17 protein-coding genes are annotated in these 20386 nt (G+C 43.8%); 4 read left to right on the plus strand and 13 right to left on the minus strand.

All coding sequences use genetic code 11. From position 1 onward, the window contains the following. Positions 1–412 precede the first annotated feature (412 nt). The gene (gene thrS, locus L1028_RS09015) at positions 413–2326 is read left to right on the plus strand and encodes a threonine--tRNA ligase (protein WP_234533133.1); all 1914 of its coding nucleotides are present in this window, start codon (positions 413–415) and stop codon (positions 2324–2326) included. Between the two features lie 125 nt (positions 2327–2451). Here thrS and L1028_RS09020 read toward each other — a convergent pair whose 3' ends face one another. From L1028_RS09020 to L1028_RS09050, 7 genes are all read right to left on the minus strand, one after another. Next, a complete protein-coding gene (locus L1028_RS09020) occupies positions 2452–3441 on the minus strand; it encodes an aldose 1-epimerase (protein ID WP_234533136.1) in 990 nt (329 codons plus the stop codon). A gap of 85 nt (positions 3442–3526) precedes the next feature. Then, positions 3527–4243: an MgtC/SapB family protein gene (locus tag L1028_RS09025; RefSeq protein WP_042126933.1), complete on the minus strand. Its 717-nt coding sequence runs from the start codon at positions 4241–4243 to the stop codon at positions 3527–3529. Positions 4244–4413: 170 nt separating this feature from the next. Beyond that, the gene (locus L1028_RS09030) at positions 4414–5205 is read right to left on the minus strand and encodes an SDR family oxidoreductase (protein WP_234533138.1); all 792 of its coding nucleotides are present in this window, start codon (positions 5203–5205) and stop codon (positions 4414–4416) included. Between the two features lie 114 nt (positions 5206–5319). Then, positions 5320–5592: an SGNH/GDSL hydrolase family protein gene (locus L1028_RS09035; protein ID WP_234533139.1), complete on the minus strand. Its 273-nt coding sequence runs from the start codon at positions 5590–5592 to the stop codon at positions 5320–5322. A 112-nt stretch (positions 5593–5704) separates the two neighbouring features. Continuing rightward, complete coding sequence (locus L1028_RS09040) at positions 5705–6499, minus strand: ABC transporter ATP-binding protein (protein ID WP_042187421.1); 795 nt, start codon at positions 6497–6499, stop codon at positions 5705–5707. Beyond that, on the minus strand, positions 6492–7415 hold the full coding sequence (locus tag L1028_RS09045; protein WP_076282900.1) for an ABC transporter permease: 924 nt from the start codon (positions 7413–7415) through the stop codon (positions 6492–6494). The genes L1028_RS09040 and L1028_RS09045 overlap by 8 nt, the downstream gene beginning before the upstream one ends. A 61-nt stretch (positions 7416–7476) precedes the next feature. Further along, entirely contained in the window at positions 7477–8547 is a 1071-nt protein-coding gene (locus L1028_RS09050; RefSeq protein ID WP_234533141.1) for an ABC transporter substrate-binding protein, read from the minus strand. Positions 8548–8870: 323 nt separating this feature from the next. Here L1028_RS09050 and L1028_RS09055 point away from each other — a divergent pair, with 323 nt between their 5' ends. Beyond that, positions 8871–9806, plus strand: a complete 936-nt coding sequence (locus tag L1028_RS09055; RefSeq protein WP_234533143.1) for a C40 family peptidase — start codon at positions 8871–8873, stop codon at positions 9804–9806. A 96-nt stretch (positions 9807–9902) separates the two neighbouring features. On the opposite strand, the gene L1028_RS09060 is transcribed toward L1028_RS09055, so the two are convergent. Further along, positions 9903–12629 (minus strand): calcium-translocating P-type ATPase, SERCA-type, encoded by a 2727-nt coding sequence (locus L1028_RS09060; RefSeq protein ID WP_234533144.1) that lies wholly within the window; start codon positions 12627–12629, stop codon positions 9903–9905. Positions 12630–12726: 97 nt separating this feature from the next. Then, positions 12727–13140 (minus strand): DUF2500 domain-containing protein, encoded by a 414-nt coding sequence (locus L1028_RS09065; protein WP_234533145.1) that lies wholly within the window; start codon positions 13138–13140, stop codon positions 12727–12729. 184 nt (positions 13141–13324) lie between these two features. Here L1028_RS09065 and L1028_RS09070 point away from each other — a divergent pair, with 184 nt between their 5' ends. Further along, positions 13325–13720, plus strand: a complete 396-nt coding sequence (locus tag L1028_RS09070; RefSeq protein WP_234533146.1) for a hypothetical protein — start codon at positions 13325–13327, stop codon at positions 13718–13720. Positions 13721–13960: 240 nt separating this feature from the next. Next, positions 13961–14821: a YitT family protein gene (locus L1028_RS09075; RefSeq protein ID WP_234533147.1), complete on the plus strand. Its 861-nt coding sequence runs from the start codon at positions 13961–13963 to the stop codon at positions 14819–14821. A gap of 329 nt (positions 14822–15150) precedes the next feature. Here the strand turns inward: L1028_RS09075 and L1028_RS09080 are convergent, their stop codons facing one another. From L1028_RS09080 to L1028_RS09095, 4 genes are all read right to left on the minus strand, one after another. Then, positions 15151–15438, minus strand: a complete 288-nt coding sequence (locus L1028_RS09080) for a stage VI sporulation protein F (protein ID WP_042187408.1) — start codon at positions 15436–15438, stop codon at positions 15151–15153. A gap of 66 nt (positions 15439–15504) precedes the next feature. Then, positions 15505–17556: an ATP-dependent DNA helicase RecG gene (gene recG, locus L1028_RS09085; protein WP_234533148.1), complete on the minus strand. Its 2052-nt coding sequence runs from the start codon at positions 17554–17556 to the stop codon at positions 15505–15507. A gap of 9 nt (positions 17557–17565) precedes the next feature. Further along, complete coding sequence (locus tag L1028_RS09090; RefSeq protein ID WP_234533149.1) at positions 17566–18429, minus strand: DegV family protein; 864 nt, start codon at positions 18427–18429, stop codon at positions 17566–17568. A gap of 83 nt (positions 18430–18512) precedes the next feature. Then, a complete protein-coding gene (locus tag L1028_RS09095; RefSeq protein ID WP_234533150.1) occupies positions 18513–20297 on the minus strand; it encodes a DAK2 domain-containing protein in 1785 nt (594 codons plus the stop codon). Positions 20298–20386: the final 89 nt, after the last annotated feature.

A 20386-nucleotide genomic window follows, 5' to 3' on the forward strand; every position in this document is an offset into this window, starting at 1 on the left:
GCCAATACACAAATGGTGACTGCAATAAAAGAGATCTGAATTTCTGGTTTCTTGCCTCTTGACTTTTTGGGGTGCAATTGAGTACTATGAACGAGCAACATCATATGGCAATGATCAAAGACATGATTTCCTATACGAACTGTCCAGAGAGAGAGGTCCAGGCTGAAAGCTTCTCCAGTAAACGATTGTGAAGTTACCCCTTTGTAGCCGTGGCGCTGAATCCGCAGATCTAAATTTTGCGGTAGTATGTGGCACCGACTTATCCACGTTAAAGGATACCAATGAGGTCCTATCCTTGTGATAGGTCGAATTAGGGTGGAACCACGAGCTGAACGCACTCGTCCCTTTCTGGGAGAGATGCGTTTTTTTGCGTTCACCACTAACAATTTTTGAGAAATGGAGGCTAACAATCATGGAGATCAAGGTAACACTTCAAAACGGAACAATTAGAGAGGTACTGCAAGGAACGACGATTAAAGAAGCAGCAGGTGCCATAAGTACCAGTCTGAAAAAAAGTGCTGTAGCTGGAATAATCGATGGAAGATCCGTTGATCTAAACCAAGCGATCGAACATGATTGCCAGCTTGAAATTGTTACGTTGGATAGCAAAGAAGGCTTGGAAATTTATAGACACAGTACAGCACATATCATGGCGCAGGCCATAAAACGTATATATGGAGATAAGGGTGTCCAGCTCAGCATAGGGCCAGTAATCGAAGATGGCTTCTATTATGACATTGATATAGAAACACCTTTATCCATGGATGATCTTGTTGCAATCGAACAAGAGATGGCGAGAATTATTCATGAGAATCACCCGATTGTCCGCCGTGTCGTTCCCCGCGCTGAAGCAATCAAGCTTTTTGAAGCGATGAATGAGCCCTTAAAGCTGGAGCTTATCCGTGATCTACCGGAAGACACAGTATTATCTATTTATGATCAGGGTGAATTCTCGGATCTCTGTCGAGGCCCACATCTTCCCTCAACTGGCTTGGTCAAGGCCTTTAAGCTGTTGAATGTAGCAGGTGCCTACTGGCGTGGAGATTCCAATAATAAAATGCTGCAACGTATTTACGGAACTGCTTTTCCTAAGAAAGCTCAACTTGAAGAGCACTTACTCTTTCTTGAAGAAGCTAAAAAACGTGATCACCGTAAGCTCGGTAAGGAACTGGAATTGTTTATGTTCTCTGAAGAAGCTCCAGGTATGCCCTTCTATCTTCCCAAGGGGATGACTATCCGTACAGAGCTTGAGAATTTCGCACGTGAATTACAAAGACAGAGAGATTACGATGAAGTTCGTACACCACTGATGATGAACAATCGGCTTTGGGAGCAATCCGGGCACTGGGATCACTACAAAGACAATATGTATTTCACAAATGTAGACGAAACAAAATTCGCACTCAAACCGATGAACTGCCCAGGTCATATGATGATCTACAAAAATAATCTACATTCTTACCGAGAGTTGCCTATCCGTATTGCCGAATTTGGTCAAGTACATCGCCATGAGTTCTCTGGGGCACTTAACGGGATGATGCGTGTTCGTACGTTCTGTCAGGATGATGCCCATCTCTTCGTATTACCAGAGCAAATTGAGGATGAAATAAGCCGGGTAATATCACTGATTGACCATATTTATCAAGTGTTTGGCTTTGAGTATAAGATTGAATTATCTACTCGCCCGGCAGATTATATGGGATCAGAAGAACTATGGGATCTAGCTGAACAATCTTTACAAAGTGTATTAGATAATCTCGGGATCGAGTATCGTGTGAATGAAGGTGATGGCGCGTTCTACGGACCAAAGATTGATTTCCATATCTTGGATGCGCTAAAACGAAGCTGGCAATGTGGAACCATCCAACTAGATTGGCAAATGCCAGAGAAATTCGATCTTACTTATATCGGGGAAGATAACCTTAAGCACCGCCCGGTCGTAATCCATCGCGCCGTCTATGGGTCGATTGATCGTTTTATGGGGATTATTACGGAGCATTACGCCGGAGCATTCCCGCTATGGCTAGCACCCGTTCAAGCGAAGTTATTACCCGTCTCTGAGAACTACGTTGCTTATGCATTTCAGGTGAAACAATCCTTAGAACAAGCTGGCATTCGTGTAGAGGTTGATATCCGAAATGAGAAGCTAGGTTACAAAATTCGTGAAGCCCAACTTGAAAAAGCACCCTATATGCTCATTCTCGGTGAGAATGAGAAAAACTCTGGCAGTGTATCTGTAAGAAAACGTGGTGAGGGTGATCTTGGTTCAAAGAGTATCCAGGAGATTGTTGAACAGATTAATAAAGAAATAGGTAGTAAAAAATAAAGTTCTGCTCCTAATTAAATGTTAAAGGGCTGTCTATTCGTAGAAACCTACGAACAAGACAGCCCTTTCTTTGAAATATAACCAATGGCGTTTCTGCTTGTCACATATTATTATTCACATGAACACTATTTCACGTACAGACGACTGCTTTCATCCCAATACTCGCCTGGTTTGAGACTGAATAAGCCGATCTCATCCGCTGGCAGATCTACCATTGGTGCATTAACCAAGTTGATTTGCGGCTCTGGGCAGAAGAACTGCTCAGAAGCACCATTATTCCAAATCATCCACTGCTTGTATGAAGTCCCTACGTCATATACTAAAGTGACTCCAGCTTTGCTGTCGGTAAGCTCCATCCGGTTACGTCCATTCTGAGCTACAGCTGTGTAGTGGTTGTCCATCGAAGCGAAATAAGGATTCACACCTTCATCACGAAGCTGAGCTTCACCCGGCTCCAGGTCTTGGAATTTACCAGTCGGCAGCATACGGTCATTCAATTCCCAGCGATTACCAATGGTTGCTTTTACAAGGTAGTCTTGTGGTGTGCTACCTGGTGCAAATGGTGCATTAATCGCAGTATGGAATGCCAACAAGCAAGGCATCACTTCATCACCATCATTGTGTACTTGTACCTGTTGAGTTAAGCCACCTTCACCAAGGGTATACCGTAGTTTCATTGTGTATTTAAACGGCAAGTGTTGATAAGAAGGATGGTTCTCATCCACTTTGATGAATACAGTTACGAAGCTTTCGGTCTTACCGCTACCGAACTCTTCTACTTCCCAAGCTGCCGTATGTAAAAAACCATGTAAATGGTTGCCCGTTGCGACTTCATTTACTGGAAGTTGATAAGTTTGACCATTCCAAGGAAATTTGCCATCTTCATAACGATTCGGAGGAAATAATACAGGAATACCATGGATACCAGGACTTGCTTTGAAGGCTTCCATTTCATCAGCTCCCGGTTCATGCAAGAAACGGTAACCGTTTTCGGTATCACGGAAACAGATCAAGTTGCCACCGATGCCTGGTAGGATAGCTGCTTCATAACGGCCAGCTTTCAACCAGATGGCTGCTTCCCCTTCATATTGTCCTTCATAGGCTGTGATAGACATAATAATGTGTTCTCCCTTCCAGTGTCTGATAATTGTCTCTACTTGATAGATTACCACATCTGTTCATGACGTGACATGCCCTTCTTTACAGCTGTTCCACTTCAACGCTCATGACATGATCAATTTTCTTCACATCATAATAGATCTCTGTTGCGTAATCTTTATCCGGTGCTGAGATCACCATATCGATCATTTGTCTTCCATCTTCCAAATCCTTAATTTTCATTCTGCGGATCGCCCGGGATGGACTTCTAGTACTTCGTTGGGTACTAACCTGAGGTCTCTCAATTTTTTGGATCACTTCAGTAAGTACAAAATTAGCTTCCATGATGATTCTCACCGAAACTTCATGCTTGTTAAGCACTTCAGGACCAATCGAACGAATTAAATGAGGAACCAAATTCACCGCAAACATTAAAAGAATTACCGCATAGGCTGCTTCAATATAGAATCCTGCTCCCACAGCTATACCAATTCCCGAAGCTGTCCAGATGAGTGCTGCCGAGGTCAAACCTGATATCGCATCACCGCCTCTACGCAGGATAACCCCAGCGCCCAAGAACCCTATCCCACTGACAATTTGAGCAGCGAGGCGCATCGGATCCATATTTGGATGCTCTGGACCTGCAAACTTATCAAAAGCATGAATAGACACTACAGTTACAAGACAAGAGGCAATACTAATGACCATACTGGTCCGAATCCCCAGCGGTTTCTGCTTGATCTGTCGGTCAATCCCGATGAACAGCCCGAACAGCATGGCCACTAGCAGTTTAATTAATGATTCAATATGAAAATCCATAGTTCATTCTCCCTTCTCCACAGATACTCCATTATAACGGAAAACGGAGATTATGATTAGCTTTATTTTAAAGCAAAAAACGGAACTCCTATCCTCCATGTATATGCGCAGACAGCTAATAAAATCCGCATAACGAAGAGGATAGAATCCGTTTTTTGGTGAAAGATTATTTAACCATGGAGCAACGATTCTGCTCCGTCACAATAAATCTCAGTCCCTGTAATATGATCGGAGTCCTCGGAGGCCAGAAAAAGTGCCAGCTTCGCAACTTGATCAGGACGCCCGGGACCTTCCTCTAGCGGTTGATCCCCTTCCGGAAATTCAACAGGGATCTTTACCTCTTTGAGATCCTCGGATGGAAAAGTGTTGTCATCTATATTGGTCTTAATTGCCCCAGGACAGATCGCATTTACGCGAATTTTAAACTGAGCCAATTCTAATGCTGCCATTTTCATAAAAGCAACCTGACCTGCTTTTGTCGTACTGTACGCAGAAAAACCGATGTTAGAAAATACACGATTTCCGTTAATGGAGCTGTTAATCAGGATGCTGCCACCGCTTTCTTTTAGATGCGGTATCGCATATTTAACAGTCGCAAAGGTTCCACGAAGGTTGATGTGAATCGTCTGGTCCCAAGACTCAATATCCATCGTTTCAATAGGCGTCATGGCTCCATTAATCCCTGCGTTAGCAAAAACAACATCAAGACGACCCCATTTTGCGGCCGCCTTGTTAATGGCAGCTTCCACTTGCGGGGGTTCAGCAACATCGCATTCAATTACGAGGGCTTCTCCGCCTTCTTTCTCCACTTGTTTTCTAACCTTTTCTGCGTTCTCAACAGTTCTATCTAGCAACACAACTTTGGCCCCGTTACGAGCGAACTCAAGCACAGTTGCTCGTCCAATTCCGGAACCACCTCCTGTTACAATCGCTACCTTACCTTCCAGCTTCTTATCTGCCATGTTAAAGTATCCTCCTTCTTATCATGCAAGCCTTCCAGTTAAGTTCTTTCCTTAACCTTAACCTCGCATACAGAGGTTGAATCGATAGTTCTTACTTACCCAAAAGATTTATTTTTATTCACCTTGCCGAAGATGGATGATGAGATCAATTAAACCGGCTTCACGGATGCCCTCTACAATAAGATCAGTAAGCAGACGGGCTCCTAAAATTTGAAAATGTGTATTGTCTTGTACGCCAACTGGATGCAAGATATATTCTCCCGGATACGACCACATGAATAGATCCTTCGTTCCTTCCACTCCATAGGCTTCAAAAAGTTTACGACTCTTCTCCGCCAAATCGATTAGGGGGATCTGCTCAGTCTCAGCCAACTCTTTCATTGCCATTAAAATCCACGGCTGTTAACTATTGCTTCCGCAGGATCAAATCTCCGCCTATGTACAGAGTCAGAATTCACTTTAAGCCCTTATCCTGAGCCTAAGACACTCCTATAAAAGACTAACCAAGCATCATTCGATCATCCGCCAGTTTATGACCACTGATAGTCTCAAATTCTCCCAGCAGGCGTTCTACCGTAAGATCCTTTTTCCTTGTTTCATCAATATCAAGGATAATACGGCCCTTATCCATCATGATAAGACGATTGCCAAGACGTATAGCCTGCTCCATGTTATGGGTAACCATAAGCGTAGTCAGCTTCATCTCACGGACAATAGACTCTGTCAGTTTAGTAATCAGCTCCGCTCGTGAAGGATCAAGTGCCGCTGTATGTTCGTCTAATAACAAGATTTGCGGCTGGGTAAAGGTTGCCATTAGCAAACTCAGCGCTTGTCTCTCCCCACCAGATAATAACCCTACCTTAGCTCGCAGACGATTCTCCAATCCAATCCCGAGACGACTTAACTCCTCACGAAACATCGTCCGTCTCGCTGCATTTACACCAAACGATAATCCTCTACTCTTCCCTCTTTTAAAAGCCATCGCTAAATTCTCTTCAATCGTCATCCGTGGAGCCGTACCTGCCATCGGGTCCTGAAAAACCCGTCCGATCCAGCGACTGCGCTGATATTCTGCTAAATGGCTAATCGAATTCCCTTCAATACTTGCTGAACCAAGATCCGGCTTCATCACACCAGAAATAATGTTCATTAGCGTTGATTTACCAGCGCCGTTGCTTCCAATAATGGTAACAAAGTCACCGGGAAGAAGCTCCAAATCAATGCCAAGTAGCGCGATCTTCTCATCCGGTGTCCCAGGATTAAACAGCTTAGATACGTTATCCAGTTTAAGCATCGATGGTGCCTCCTCTCTTGCTGCTAAACGCTTGTTCAGCTAATTCAAGCGAACGTTTACGCGCCATATTCTTCTGCTTCAAGAAACGCTGAATCGATGGGAATACAAGTGCGAAAATAACGATAATCGCCGTAATCAGCTTAAGATCCGAAGGTCTCAACCATGGTACATACAAGGCTAGTGCAACTACGATTCGGTAAACAATAGATCCCAGAACAACAGCCAACGTCGCACGGAATACATTTCCAGCACCGAAAATGGCTTCACCAATGATTACCGAAGCTAAGCCGATAACAATCATCCCTATACCCATTGAGGAATCCGCAAAAGTGGAATACTGAGTGATCAATGCACCTGAAAGTGCCACCATTCCGTTGGATAAACTGACGCCGAGAATTGTCGTATTATCTGTGTTTACACCCAGACTACGGATCATTCTTGCATTATCTCCGGTAGCCCTTAAAGCAAGCCCAAGATCAGTGCGCAAGAATAAATCCATTAGAATTTTCACAAATAAAACAATAAAAGGAAGAACAAGAAGTGGATTGATGGACGAGAACAACGTGGTATCACCCATTAGTGACCAGTTAGGCTTACCGCCAAAAATTCTCAGATTGATGGAATAAAGTGCGATCATCATTAGGATCCCGGATAACAATCCATTAATCTTGCCCTTCGTATGTAGTAGACCCGTACACATTCCTGCCAGCATCCCTCCTGCAATAGCAGCAAGCGTGGCTAACCAGGGTGCATAACCATTGGTAATCATAACGGCAGCAATAGCACCACCAGTAGTAAAGCTTCCATCTACAGTCAAATCAGGAAAATCCAAAATGCGAAAAGTAATATACACCCCTAAAGCCATAAATGCATAGAGCAACCCCATTTCCACAGCCCCGAGCATTGAATCATACATAGAAGTCTTCTCCTTTCAAGCATCAAGGGGCGCCCTCATGGAATCGCCCCTATATAATGTCTTATTGAATAATATTGTTAGCTTGATCGGCAACTTCTTTTTTCATCGCATCCGTCACTTCTATGCTTTGTGCGGCAGCGGCTTTAAGGTTAAGGATAAGATCGAGCTTTTCTTGCATCGTTACTTTCATATCTGCTGGCTTTTTACCATTCTTCAGAATATCCACTGCCATTTGTCCAACTTGGTATCCATGATCGAAATATTTGAAGCCCACGGTTGCAAATGCGCCTTTTTCAACGGTATCCCGGTCACTGGAGAAGAACGGGATTTTCTTATCATTAGCCGTTTGAATGATCGTATCAACAGCACTCACTACTGTGTTATCCAAAGTAATGTAGAATGCATCTACGCGACCTGCAAGTGATTCAGCAGCTTGCTTTACTTCAGAAGTATTCGTGATGGCAGCCTTCACAAGCTCAATGCCATGTTTATCCAGCTCTTTCTTAGCAATATCCGCCATAATTACAGCATTCGGCTCACCTTCATTGATAACAATGCCCAGCTTCTTTACATTAGGAAATTGAGTAGCAATGAATTGCATTAATCTATTAATAGCTTCAGGATTCGTGTCTGATACACCAGAAACATTTCCACCTGGGTGCTCTAGATCAGTTACAATCTTTGCATCGAGTGGATCAGTCACTGCTGCGAATAGTATCGGAGTGTCCTTACTTGATTTGCTAAGCGCTTGAACAACCGATTGAGCAGAAGGTGTCGCAATAGCCAATACCAAATCATTAGTGTCAGCAGCAATCTTCTGAGCAATGGTCAAGTTATTCGCTGGGTCAGCTTGAGCATTCTCAAGGTCAACCTTCAGGTTCTCTCCTTCAACAAGCCCGGCATCCTTCAAAGCAGCAAGAATACCTTCGCGTGTAGCATCAAGTGACGGATGTTCTACGTATTGCGAAATTGCGATTTTGTACGTTTTGGAATCAGCGGTTCCAGCATTCGTTGGCGCATTACCAGTGTTTGTTGCATTGCCTGAGTTTACAGCGGCGTTATTGTTTCCACAGCCAGCAGCTACTAGCATGAAGCATAAGCTTAACCCCGCAAAAATGTTTCTCTTTTTCATTAAAGTACCCCATTTCATTAGAATATTAACGCGTGCATCAAAGTAAGCGACTCAGCATTATCACTTTTATTGATAAAAGCATTAAAGCATAAGCTTACACGTACCTCACAATAATGATGGAAATCTATTAAACCTATATTATATGGAGGTTGTTTATCCGTCAATCAATTATCCTACTTCCAGAGATCACAAATTTTATAGCGCATAACTCACCAATATAGGAAGGACTTGGTTATGTCTTACAGTGATTGCCTTGGTCCTCATTACATAAAAAAAAGCCCCCTGCACAAACTAAACTACAGTTTGAACATGGAGCGTGTCATATGCCTAATAAACACAAAAAATTACTATCCACTGCTACTGTATTACTAGCTGCCGTTTTATCAAGTACCGCATGCGGTTACTCTTCAAAATCACAAAAACCCAAGGTAAACGCCGTAACTCCCGATGGCATGCAAGCCTCAAGTTATTATGAAAAGTCCGCCATCACAGATGCTCAAGGCAAGTACTGGATTCCACTCAAACCTGCGATTACTTCACTCGGCTATCGAATGAAAGATGATGCTACTCATGGTGGATACACCAAAATTGGTTACAGTGATGTTATGTATATGCTTCGCCCAGGCTCTCCTCAGGTCTTTTCCCTAGGGGAAAAAATCACATTACCGCAGGCACCTAGAAGACAAGAAGGCCAGATTTATATCACACCTTTAGCTTTATCTAAATTTCTTCAAACGGAAGTGGGTTGGAATCCACAGTCTGGTGAAATTAACATTGCTACACCAACCGATCATGAAAGCATTATAAAATCTCCATCTGCTAAATCAATAAATGAAGCTAAACCATATCGAATTCAAAGTATTTCTGAAGCAGACAAGAAGGAATTAGTTGCTTATGCCAAAAAATTTTTAGGAGTGCCTTATGAATTCGGTACCGGGCCTTATGAAGAGACTAAGAAATTTGATTGCTCTTCTTTTACAAGGCATGTATTCAAACAATTCGGTGTAAACTTACCGCGTCTAGCCAAGGATCAAGATAATATAGGTTCTCGCGTACAACGCAGTTCACTAGATGTAGGCGATCTTATATTCTTCACTGTCCCAGGCCGGTTTGAAAGTGATGCTATACCTGGGCATGTCGGTATTTACATTGGGGATGGGAAGTTCATTCACACCTGGGGTGATCCCGGGGTTCAGATCAGTGATCTCGACACAGGGTATTGGAGCAACGTAATCCTGCATATGCAGCGTATTCTGTAACCCACATTCACTGACGAAAGGCACCTATAAAGACAGCCTGAATCCTCCACTATGGAAGGGTTCAGGCTTCTTTGTTGAAGTATAGCGGCGGTATTCTTAATCCCAGTTCTTGCCCTTGCCACTTAAACGTACAAACAGCTTTACAAACTCTACAATCACTATAATCGCCAGTGCTGCAGCAATAACAATTCCCCACTGTAACCCGCTTAAATGTGAGACACCAAACCAGTCATTCAGTCCTGGGATGATGATCACCAGCACCAGCATAAGTGTGGAGATCAGTGATGCCCACAGCATATACCGGTTGCTGAACCAGCCAATCTGGAACAACGATTTCGTATTGGATCTGACGTTAAACGCATGAGAGATTTGCAGTAATCCTAATGTGGCGAAAGCCATCGTAACCGCAATTCCCTCATTGTAATGCGTATGTGCCCACTGGTATACAAGCAGGGTAAGCGCCGCCTCTAATATCCCCTGGTAGATGATCCCGATTCCCACGCCACCAGCAAAGATACTGCTACTGGCTTTGCGGGGTTTCTTCGACATCAAATCATTCCCTGCCTTCTCAAGCCCAAGAGCTAGTGCCGGTAGGGTATCGGTAACAAGATTAATCCACAGAATATGAATTGGCTCGAGTATACGCCAGCCGATCATGGTTGCAATGAATAGCGTAAGCACTTCCCCAAGATTGGCTGAGAGTAGGAACTGGATTGCCTTACGGATATTGCTGTAAACCTTCCGTCCTTCTTCAACAGCAACAACTATGGTCGTAAAGTTATCATCAGCTAGCACCATGTCTGAGACGCCCTTAGCTACATCCGTTCCTGTGATCCCCATCCCGACGCCGATATCTGATGATTTAAGCGCAGGAGCATCATTCACACCGTCACCAGTCATGGCAACAATCTTCCCTTTTTTCCTCCATGCCTTAACGATCCGAACTTTATGTTCAGGAGATACACGTGCATAAACCGAATAATTAGTGACTTTCTCAGCAAATTCCTCTTCACTGAATTTATCCAGCTCACTGCCAGTCATTACGCCTGTCTCATCTTCGATAATACCTAATCTTTTAGCAATGGCCGCTGCAGTATCTCGATGATCTCCTGTAATCATTACAGGTCTAATCCCCGCTTTACGACAGATTGCTACCGCATCCCGTACTTCCTCTCGTGGAGGATCAATCATACCGACTAAACCGATAAATACAAGTTCTTTCTCCGTAGCTTCCGGGGAGAGGTTAGTTGGTAGATGCTGTTCATCTCTGAAAGCAAATGCCAGCACTCGCAGTGCATCATTCGCAAGCATTGTATTACTTTCCATGATATGTCGTGAATGTTCATCATTAAAAGGAACGATCTCTCCGTCCACGTAGATATGACTACATTTGGACAAAAGTACATCTGGTGCACCTTTCGTTAACACACGATAATGTCCATTTTCAATTTCATGAATCGTCGTCATCAGTTTGCGATCGGAATCAAATGGCAGTTCATTTTTACGTGGGAATTTCTTTTCTAAATCCCTTTTGTCAGTACCTATACTAAGTGCGTAGTCCACTAACGATGTTTCCGTAGGATCCCCGATAATCGCTTTACCACTCTTAGTTTGTGGGTCCTTAGCTCCTTCATTCCCTCCAGGTTCTTCAGAGGAATTTCCTTCGTCAATGCTGGAATCATTACAAAGCGTCATAGCCTGAATCAATAGCTCACCACCCGGTGTCCCTTCAAGTCCTTCAGCAGCTTCTTTCGTAGTTCCATTGACATGCACTTTTTCAACAGTCATCTTGTTCAGTGTCAAAGTACCTGTCTTGTCAGAGCAAATAATTTCGGTGCTTCCGAGCGTCTCTACAGCGGGGAGTTTGCGAATGATCGCTTTACGTTTAGCCATCCGCTGCACTCCGAGTGCCAAGATAATCGTAACAATTGCTGGCAGCCCTTCAGGAATCGCTGCTACTGCAAGTGAGATTGAGGTGAGAAGCATATCCAGCAGCTCTCTACCCTCAAATATTCCGACGGCAAAAATGACTACACAGACTCCAAGAATAATAAAGGTAAAATATTTTCCTAGTTCATCCAGTTTCTTTTGCAGCGGTGTTACATCATTCTCTTCCTCGGAGATAAATCCAGCAATTCTGCCGACTTCAGTCTGCATTCCTGTAGCTGTGACTACACCAACCGCTCTGCCGTAAGTCACATTGCTACTCATATAAGCCATATTGGTGCGATCCCCGATAACAATATCGCTTCCCTCAAGCACACCTACCTTCTTTTCTGAAGGCAATGACTCTCCGGTTAATGCGGCCTCCTCTGTTTTCAATGAAGCAGCTTCTAACAGCCTAATATCCGCCGGAACTACATTTCCAGCTTCCAGCAATACGATATCCCCGGGTACGAGGTCTTCACTTTTAATCTCAGAGACCTGACCTCCACGTCGCACCCTGGCATGCGGAGAGGACATACTTTTCAGGGCATCTAGCGCCTGCTCTGCCTTATTTTCCTGAATAACGCCAAGTACCGCATTCAGGATGACTACCAACAAAATAATGACTGTATCTGTCCATTCTCCCAAAACCCCAGACAATACTGCCGCCACTAGCAAAATAAAGATCATTACATTTTTAAATTGTTCAATAAATTTTCCTAGCAGAGATTTGGTTTTTGCTTCTTGAAGTACGTTCTTCCCATACTGCTCCAGAAGTTTAGCGGCTTCACCGGAAGACAAACCATCTTTCCTTGTTTCCAGCCTTTTGAGCACTTCTTCCTCACTTAGTGTATGAAAAGGTACCTGCCCCTGCGATTTTGGATCATTTGAGTTCAAGACAATAGCCTCCTTCCGGGATTGAGATTCTGGTAAAACCTCTCATATGAGTCTTACCCAAAAAAGGCATGGTGATTCTAGAACGTTATGTACAATTTTAGAAATTAAGCTGTTCTGTCTGCTTGACTCGATCAAAGCTCTTGAATCTGGTCCCTTGATAAAGAAGTTCGCCTCGATCCCCTTCTACAATCAGACCGAAATCCTGATCTCTAACCTGCAATTCCAAGCGTCCACCATCCTCAAACTCAAATGTCACATAATAACTAGTATGTGCGCTCGATTCACCCGATCCACCCCATACCTCAGTCCGTTTCGTCACAGCTTTAGATCTAGCTTTTATCAAAGGACTTGCATTGTTGGACATCCAGCTTCTAATTGATTTATAAATTATAAAAACGAAAACACCAAGAATAAACAAAGCAAATAGTTTAAAAAATAGGGGCGTCTCATGAATGAAACTTCCGAAAAAGCTTTGTTCATCAAAACCGTTAAAATCCTGCCATTCACTCAAATTCATTCCTCCTGACTGATACAAGATAATAAAAGTCTTCTTTTCTACGGAATACGTCATTTTTCCCGTTCGGTTTCATGTTTTCATCGTTTTCAAATGAATTTTTTTCACAAAACAATTTGGAATCAAATGAAAAGGTATGGTATGCTTTTTATACTACATACAGTTGGGAGGTGTTATTTCGGTGCAATATATAGCGCGTTTGTCACTACTTTGGTTTCTTCGTATAGTCCTAATTCTGGGAATGATGTTTTCTTTTCCACCGGTTTGGTCTGGAGGATTATTCACTACGGAGCAAGAATCAACGACAACCGAAATTGAACGCTACGAGCGAAAGTTTATAGCTCCCGTAAGGACGGTACCCCAAATAACTCCTCAAATAGCTGCCATCAAAATAACTGAACAGTGGGGAACTAAATCTATTGCGGTAGCCGCGATACTCCCTGTGCTTTCTTTTGTATTCCGTCCTGTGATCTATAAATTCTTGCTTCGACTGCGACTGTACCTGTTAAAATTCACTTCTCACTTTCTAATATCAACACGCAATGCGAAGTTCATCTCTGCCTTAAATGAATGTTAGCTGAAAGGCATTTAGAACTTCCATTGATAAAAATTCGAATAAAGCGAAATAATTATAAGACACCTAAATGTAGGCTAGACTTTCATGTCGTCTCTTCTACCATAGGAATCAAAATGGATCTATAAAATGTTGGATAAAGTATTTAAATTAAAGAAACGACACACTGCAAAATTATCCCAAAAGCTGTCGCTGCCTACGAAAATGAATAAAGTTGTTTCCCCTGCTAAAGGAGGAAAAACATTGCAGACTAAGACAACACAACATAAACAACTACGTAAAACTTCAGTATTCCGAGTTCTAACCGTTATTGCAGGAGCACTACTTGCCGCAGTAGGATTAGAGTTATTTCTCATACCACATGGGCTTGTAGTTGGTGGAATCACAGGCTTATCGGCTTTATTCGCTCACACCACTGAAATGCGGCTGGGATTGTTTCTTTTTCTATTCAATCTACCTTTTATATTCATGTCTCGAAAGCAAGTGAATCTTCGCTTTGCTCTGTATACCGTTCTAGGATTAGCTTGCTTGACCATCGCTTCTCTTGCTCTCCACCGTTTTCCTGCAGTGATTAGTGATCCTTTACCTGCTGCTATGGCAGGTGGCATCTGTTTAGGACTCGGTATCGGTATATCTGTCCGATTCGGTGGTGTGAACAAACATGCAAGTGATCAAGGATATTCACTTCTGAGTGGTGGACCACCTAAGTCAATCGAAGTCGTCATCATGATTCTGAATTGTGCTATTTTGCTTATAGCAGGCACACTATTTGGCTGGGAGCAAGCCATGTACTCCATTATTGCTTACTTGTTGGCCTTCGAAGGTGTGAGATTCTCACTCCGAGGGTTATCCGATTCACGCGCTGCATGGATTACGAGCAATTGTTGTATGGATATCCAGGAAGCACTCGAAAACTCATTAAATCGAGAAGTTGGGCTTGCTGAAGGCTCCGGGCAAAATGGAGAGCTGAGCACATTATTTTGTCTCATCAACAAAATGGAAGAACATCAATTGCGGACCATCGTCCTTAATTGTGACCCTGACAGCCAAATTGTGCTCAAATCAGCTGCCAGTGATCAAAGATTGAGTAACCTGCCATCATAACTAATAGGGCAGTACGATTAGTATGGTGAGTAGGATGAGTAAGCTGAATAGGAAGGAAGGTAACCTTTATTATTCCACGTAAGATAAATAGCGTTTCTCCCGTATATTGGGGGAGCGCTACTTTGCGTTAATTAGTCTGTGTTCACTAGTCAGTGTTCTTCAGCCAGCGTTAGTTTGTCTGCTTTTCCCTAGAATTCATCCTTAGATTTGCAAAAAAAGAAGCTGTCTCAAAAGTAGCATTCACTACTTTTGAGACAGCCTCTACTCCTTTAGCTAGCTGAGAATCAAAACTCAGATCTACCCTATCCCTATACTCGCTAGTGACTTTCCTAACGGAACATTCCCCACAAACGAATCAAGTGGAAGGTGTTGTTTGGATCAATTTTCTGAGCGATTATAAATTTCACAATTTGGTCTTCCTGCGTCGAGGTCAATTTCTCGTTCAGTACACCTGAAGCATTCCTTACCAACCTGCGAACAACTGCCGTGTCCTGTAGCTCTTGTTTCGAGACGCCGTTAATCATATTTTTAATACGATCTTTGACAGTCGCGTTTTTCATCTTCAGCTTGATACGTTCCACGAGCTGAGGGCTAATTCCGAATTGTTGATAACCCAAGTGTAGCACCTCCCGTCATATCCAATCTTTCACAGTATATGAGGCTTAGGAGCTAGATGTGCCTACTTAGTCAATTAATTCCCCTTGGAAAATTTGCTCGCCTTGTAAATAATGCCGAAGAGGTGCATATTCAGGAGATGTCCAGAACTTCTCATCCTTTAGCAGCTCTGCCACATCATCACGCGCCTGCTCCAGCACTTCAAAGTCAGCCGTCATATCCGCCAAGCGAAACTCTGGTAATCCACTCTGCTTGGTTCCAAAAAAATCACCTGGACCACGCAGCTCCAAATCTCTCCGCGAAATCTCAAATCCATCATCGGTGTCCGTCATGGCAGTCATTCGTTCACGCCCAATTTCGGATTTCGGATCAGCAACTAGTACACAATAAGAGGCATGCTGGCCTCTACCAACCCGTCCACGAAGCTGGTGCAGCTGTGATAATCCGAACCGGTCTGCATCCATAATAATCATCAGCGTAGCATTAGGGACGTCTACACCTACCTCTACAACTGTTGTGGATACTAGGAGTTGCAGTTCATTGTTATAAAATGCACGCATTACTTCATCTTTTTCAGCAGGGGACATTTTCCCATGCAAAAGCCCAACTTTATAGCTAGGAAAAGCTTGGCTCATCTGAATATGTAAATCTATAGCATTCTGCACATCCAGTTTCTCTGATTCTTCAATGAGCGGACAGATCAGATAAGCCTGGCGTCCCAGCTCTATTTCACGCTTAATCAGATTCAGGACACGATCCATAAGATCGTGCTTGACCCAATAACTAGTTATTGGCACTCGGCCTTTCGGTCTTTCCGACAGCGTGGATACATCCATATCTCCAAAAACAGAGATCGCAAGTGTACGTGGAATAGGCGTTGCAGTCATCGTAAGTACATCCGGATTATATCCTTTACGCCGCAATACACCTCGCTGGTTTACACCAAACCGATGCTGTTCGTCCGTAACTACAAGACCCAGATCACGGAAAAATACATCCTCCTGAATCAATGCATGCGTCCCTACAACAATATCGAGCATCCCCATTTGTAGTGAAGCTAACAAATCTTTACGTTTCCGTCCAGTTACACTCCCTGTTAACAGACCAACCGTAATTCCAAACGGCTCAAACATCTTCGTAAGTGAACGCATATGCTGCTCTGCTAAGATCTCAGTGGGTACCATAAGCGCACCCTGAAAACCTGATCGAACGGTAGCAAAAAGCGCCACGGCTGCTAATACCGTTTTCCCGGAACCCACATCACCTTGAAGCAGCCGATTCATGCAATATGGTGATCGCAGATCATGTAAGATCTCCAGCTCCACTCGTTTCTGAGCATCTGTAAGCTCAAAAGGTAAGCTGCGAACAAACTGGCGTACGGTTGCGTTATCCACAGTATGGACTACACCATCCATCCTACCACGATTGAGTACCCGGAATGCCTGCATCTTCAACTGGAACAGAAACAACTCCTCATACACCATCCTGCGGCGTCCCTGCTGGCCTTCACGTGTATCCTCTGGCCTATGAATGGTAGCAATCGCCCGTTTACGGGGCATAAAATCATATTGCCGCATAATAGAATGTGGTAGTATTTCGGGAATTAGATCTCCATACTGCTGAAGCGCCTGATTAATACTTTTCCTGATCCACGACTGCGTGATCTTTCCACCGACGGAATAGACCGGCTGTAGTGTCCCTGTCTTCCCTTCCCCACGATCGGGGAATTCAAAATCCGTCACTGTAATTTGATTTCGCTTCTGATCCCATTTACCTGTGAGTACAATTTCTCGTCCCACAGTAAGTTGCTCACGCACGTAATGACGATTAAACCATGTAGCTGTGAACATCCAAGGCTCCGCAACCATTTTACAACTAAGTCGTGACTTACCTCCAAAACGTTGCAGTACGGGGATACCGATCACTTTAGCCTCAGTAGTCACTTTATCCCCATGTTTGGTTTCACTCAGCGAACGTGGTCGATAATCCTCATAACGAAACGGATAATACTCTAATAAATCCTTTACTGTAAAGACGCCAAAGGCGTGAAGCTCGCTTTGCTTTTGAGCACTCACGCCAGTTATGTTTTTTACTTCAATTTGATTTAATGACAGTGTCATATTCATCCCTCATTTTGCAGGCCAAATGAATACAGCTAATGTACCGTTTCCGACATGGCTGCCCACGACAGGGCCGACGTTCGTCAGCACTTTCTCTTCTAGTGTAAAATGTCCTGACAGCTCTTTCAGGAACTCTTCACCGGAAGCCGGTTCAGCCGTATGACCCACGGCCACATTGATTTTGTCTACACCTTGAATATCCTTTTTAAATAATTCAATCATACGGGCAATAGCCTTCTTACGGCCTCTAACTTTCTCCACCGCATATATTATTCCTTCTGCATCAATAGACAGGATCGGCTTAATATTAAGAAGCGTTCCCAGAATGGCCGAGGCCTTTCCGATTCTCCCGCCTTTTTGTAAATATTCAAGTGTATCTACCAAGAAGTAAAGCTTACGCGATTGGCGTAGAAGCTCTACAGCTTCAAGAATCGCTTCGGGACTTTTATCTTCAGCAGCCAATCTGGCGGCTTCCACTACCATAAATCCAAAACCGTAAGAAGCGGAGAGAGAATCTACTACAGTGATCCCTTCTCCCTCTTCCTCCAACATCGATTTAGCCAATAATGCTGATTGGTACGTACCGCTCAGTCCAGAAGAAATATGAAACGAAAGGATAGGACTTCCCGGGTAACGTTCCAGAATATCTCGATACACATTCATGTATTCAACCGGTGAGGGTTGAGAAGTAGTCGGCAACTGTGACGAGCGGGGAAGTCGCTCATAGAACTGCTCCGGCGTCATATCCAGATTGTCCCGGAAAGCCTCTTCGCCGAACATCAAGGTCAAAGGGACGACCTCAATGCCATACGTTTCCGCCATTGCTGGCGGGATATCAGATGTGCTGTCGGTGACGATAATGGTACGATTCATGGATTATCTCCCCCATACTATAATTTTGCCAACTACGTAATTAACAAGTTGCTCCTAAACTGTTATAGAACCCCAGCATCTACCTATGGCTCTACGGAGAAAAGATAATAATAAAGGGGTTGGCCACCCTCATGAATCTCTACTTCCACATTCGGGTAAGTCTCTTCCAGCCACTCGCTTAAGGAATCTGTGACCTCAGAATCAGTCTCTGCTCCAATAAGGATCGTAACGATTTCATCACCATTCTCAAGCATGTTGGACAGCAGGGCCTGACTTGCAGCTAACAGATCATCTGCGGCAGCGACAATTTTGGAATTCGAAATTCCGATAAATTGCCCGGATTTAATCTCCAGATCATCAAAGCTTGTGTCACGGACAGCATTCGTTACTTGTCCAGACTTGACCTGTGAGATTGCTTCTAGCATGTTCCCAGAATTAGTCTCCACGGAATCCTCTTCTTGGAACGCAAAGGCTGCAGCGATCCCTTGAGGAATGCTTTTACTTGGAATAACCGTAATCTCACGTTCGCCCTCCAAGAGATCTTTCGCTTGCTGAGCGGCAAGAACAATATTGGAGTTATTCGGCAGAATGTATACATGCTTCGCAGATATAGAAGAAATCGCGTTCACGAAATCCTCTGTGCTAGGGTTCATAGTCTGACCTCCAGCTAGGACAACATCCACACCGAGGCTTTTGAAAATATCTGCAATCCCAGCCCCTGATGACACTGCGATGAATCCGTAAGGTGCCAAATCATCTGCTGGTGGTTCGGCTGGAGCTGATTGTACACGGCTCTGTTCATCCGGCATATCAGCGAAAACATCTGGCATAGGTGCAATATCCATCCCTGCAGTTAGCAAGTCACGGTGTTGCTCACGCATATTGAGAATATGAATCTGCGTAATTTCCCCATAGAGAAGTGCCAGATTCAAAACTTCACCTGGAGCCTTGGAATGCACATGCACTTTAATGGTTTCATCATCCGAAATTACAATAATGGAATCACCATTTACTGACAACGCTTTCCTAAAGGTTTCCTCATCAAAATCCGTTCTCACGTTACCACCTAATTGGCGATTAATGAAGAACTCCATATCATATAGAAATTCTATGTCCTCTGTAGAAAGCTGTGATTGTGCAGAAGACTGTACAGAAGACAGTTCGCTTTCAGGTTTCTTTAACACCGGTACCGGTGTTGGCACGACTGGTGCCTGAGGTTGTCCTTTTACAGGTTGAGACACACCGGAGCTTCCGCTCGTCAGATGCTGGTGAAACCCTTCATAAATATAGACCAGTCCTTGACCGCCAGAGTCTACGACACCGACTTGCTTCAAGACAGGCAATTGTTCCGGCGTATAGGCTAAGGCTTCCTTTGCTTTGGCCAATACCTCTGTCATGAGCTCTGTAACATCTGTAGTTCGGCGAGCATAGTAGACAGCATGTCTTGCAGCCTCTTTAGCCACTGTAAGAATAGTTCCTTCTACAGGCTTTACAACTGCTTTATAGGCTGCGTCCACTCCACTTTGTAGTGCAGCAGCAAATTGCTGTGTGTTTAGCTCATCATGTTGAGCTGCAGATCTGCTAAATCCTCTGAACAATTGAGATAAAATAACACCGGAGTTCCCCCGTGCGCCCATTAACAAGCCCTTAGAGAGTACACCTGCACATTGACCGACAGACGTTGTATTATTTTTCTTCAATTCATTCGAACCTGCGGTCATCGTCAAATTCATGTTAGTTCCGGTATCTCCGTCTGGAACCGGAAAAACATTTAGGGAATTGACGTGTTCTGCATGCTGTTGCAGCTTATCCGCTCCAGCCAATACCATAGCGGTAAAATCTGTTCCGTTTATAGAACGCTTACTCAATTGAGAATTCCCCTTCCTAACTTCATGCCTAATCATTCTATGATTAACAGGACATAATGCACTAATTTACATTGTACTATAAGTATTAA

Origin of the sequence: Paenibacillus pseudetheri, assembly GCF_924513355.1 — a bacterium.
GTDB classification, from domain to species: domain Bacteria; phylum Bacillota; class Bacilli; order Paenibacillales; family Paenibacillaceae; genus Paenibacillus_AQ; species Paenibacillus_AQ pseudetheri.

Bases quoted from the DNA above. Each gene is read 5' to 3' on its own strand.
- L1028_RS09020 (WP_234533136.1), bottom strand. From the start codon at position 3,441: ATGTCTATCACAGCCTATGAAGGACAATATGAAGGGGAAGCAGCCATC.
- L1028_RS09035 (WP_234533139.1), bottom strand. From the start codon at position 5,592: ATGGCAATGAAAGAGTTGGCTGAGACTGAGCAGATCCCCCTAATCGAT.
- L1028_RS09030 (WP_234533138.1), bottom strand. From the start codon at position 5,205: ATGGCAGATAAGAAGCTGGAAGGTAAGGTAGCGATTGTAACAGGAGGT.
- L1028_RS09050 (WP_234533141.1), bottom strand. From the start codon at position 8,547: ATGAAAAAGAGAAACATTTTTGCGGGGTTAAGCTTATGCTTCATGCTA.
- L1028_RS09040 (WP_042187421.1), bottom strand. From the start codon at position 6,499: ATGCTTAAACTGGATAACGTATCTAAGCTGTTTAATCCTGGGACACCG.
- thrS (WP_234533133.1), top strand. From the start codon at position 413: ATGGAGATCAAGGTAACACTTCAAAACGGAACAATTAGAGAGGTACTG.
- L1028_RS09025 (WP_042126933.1), bottom strand. From the start codon at position 4,243: ATGGATTTTCATATTGAATCATTAATTAAACTGCTAGTGGCCATGCTG.
- recG (WP_234533148.1), bottom strand. From the start codon at position 17,556: ATGACACTGTCATTAAATCAAATTGAAGTAAAAAACATAACTGGCGTG.
- L1028_RS09090 (WP_234533149.1), bottom strand. From the start codon at position 18,429: ATGAATCGTACCATTATCGTCACCGACAGCACATCTGATATCCCGCCA.
- L1028_RS09055 (WP_234533143.1), top strand. From the start codon at position 8,871: ATGCCTAATAAACACAAAAAATTACTATCCACTGCTACTGTATTACTA.
- L1028_RS09045 (WP_076282900.1), bottom strand. From the start codon at position 7,415: ATGTATGATTCAATGCTCGGGGCTGTGGAAATGGGGTTGCTCTATGCA.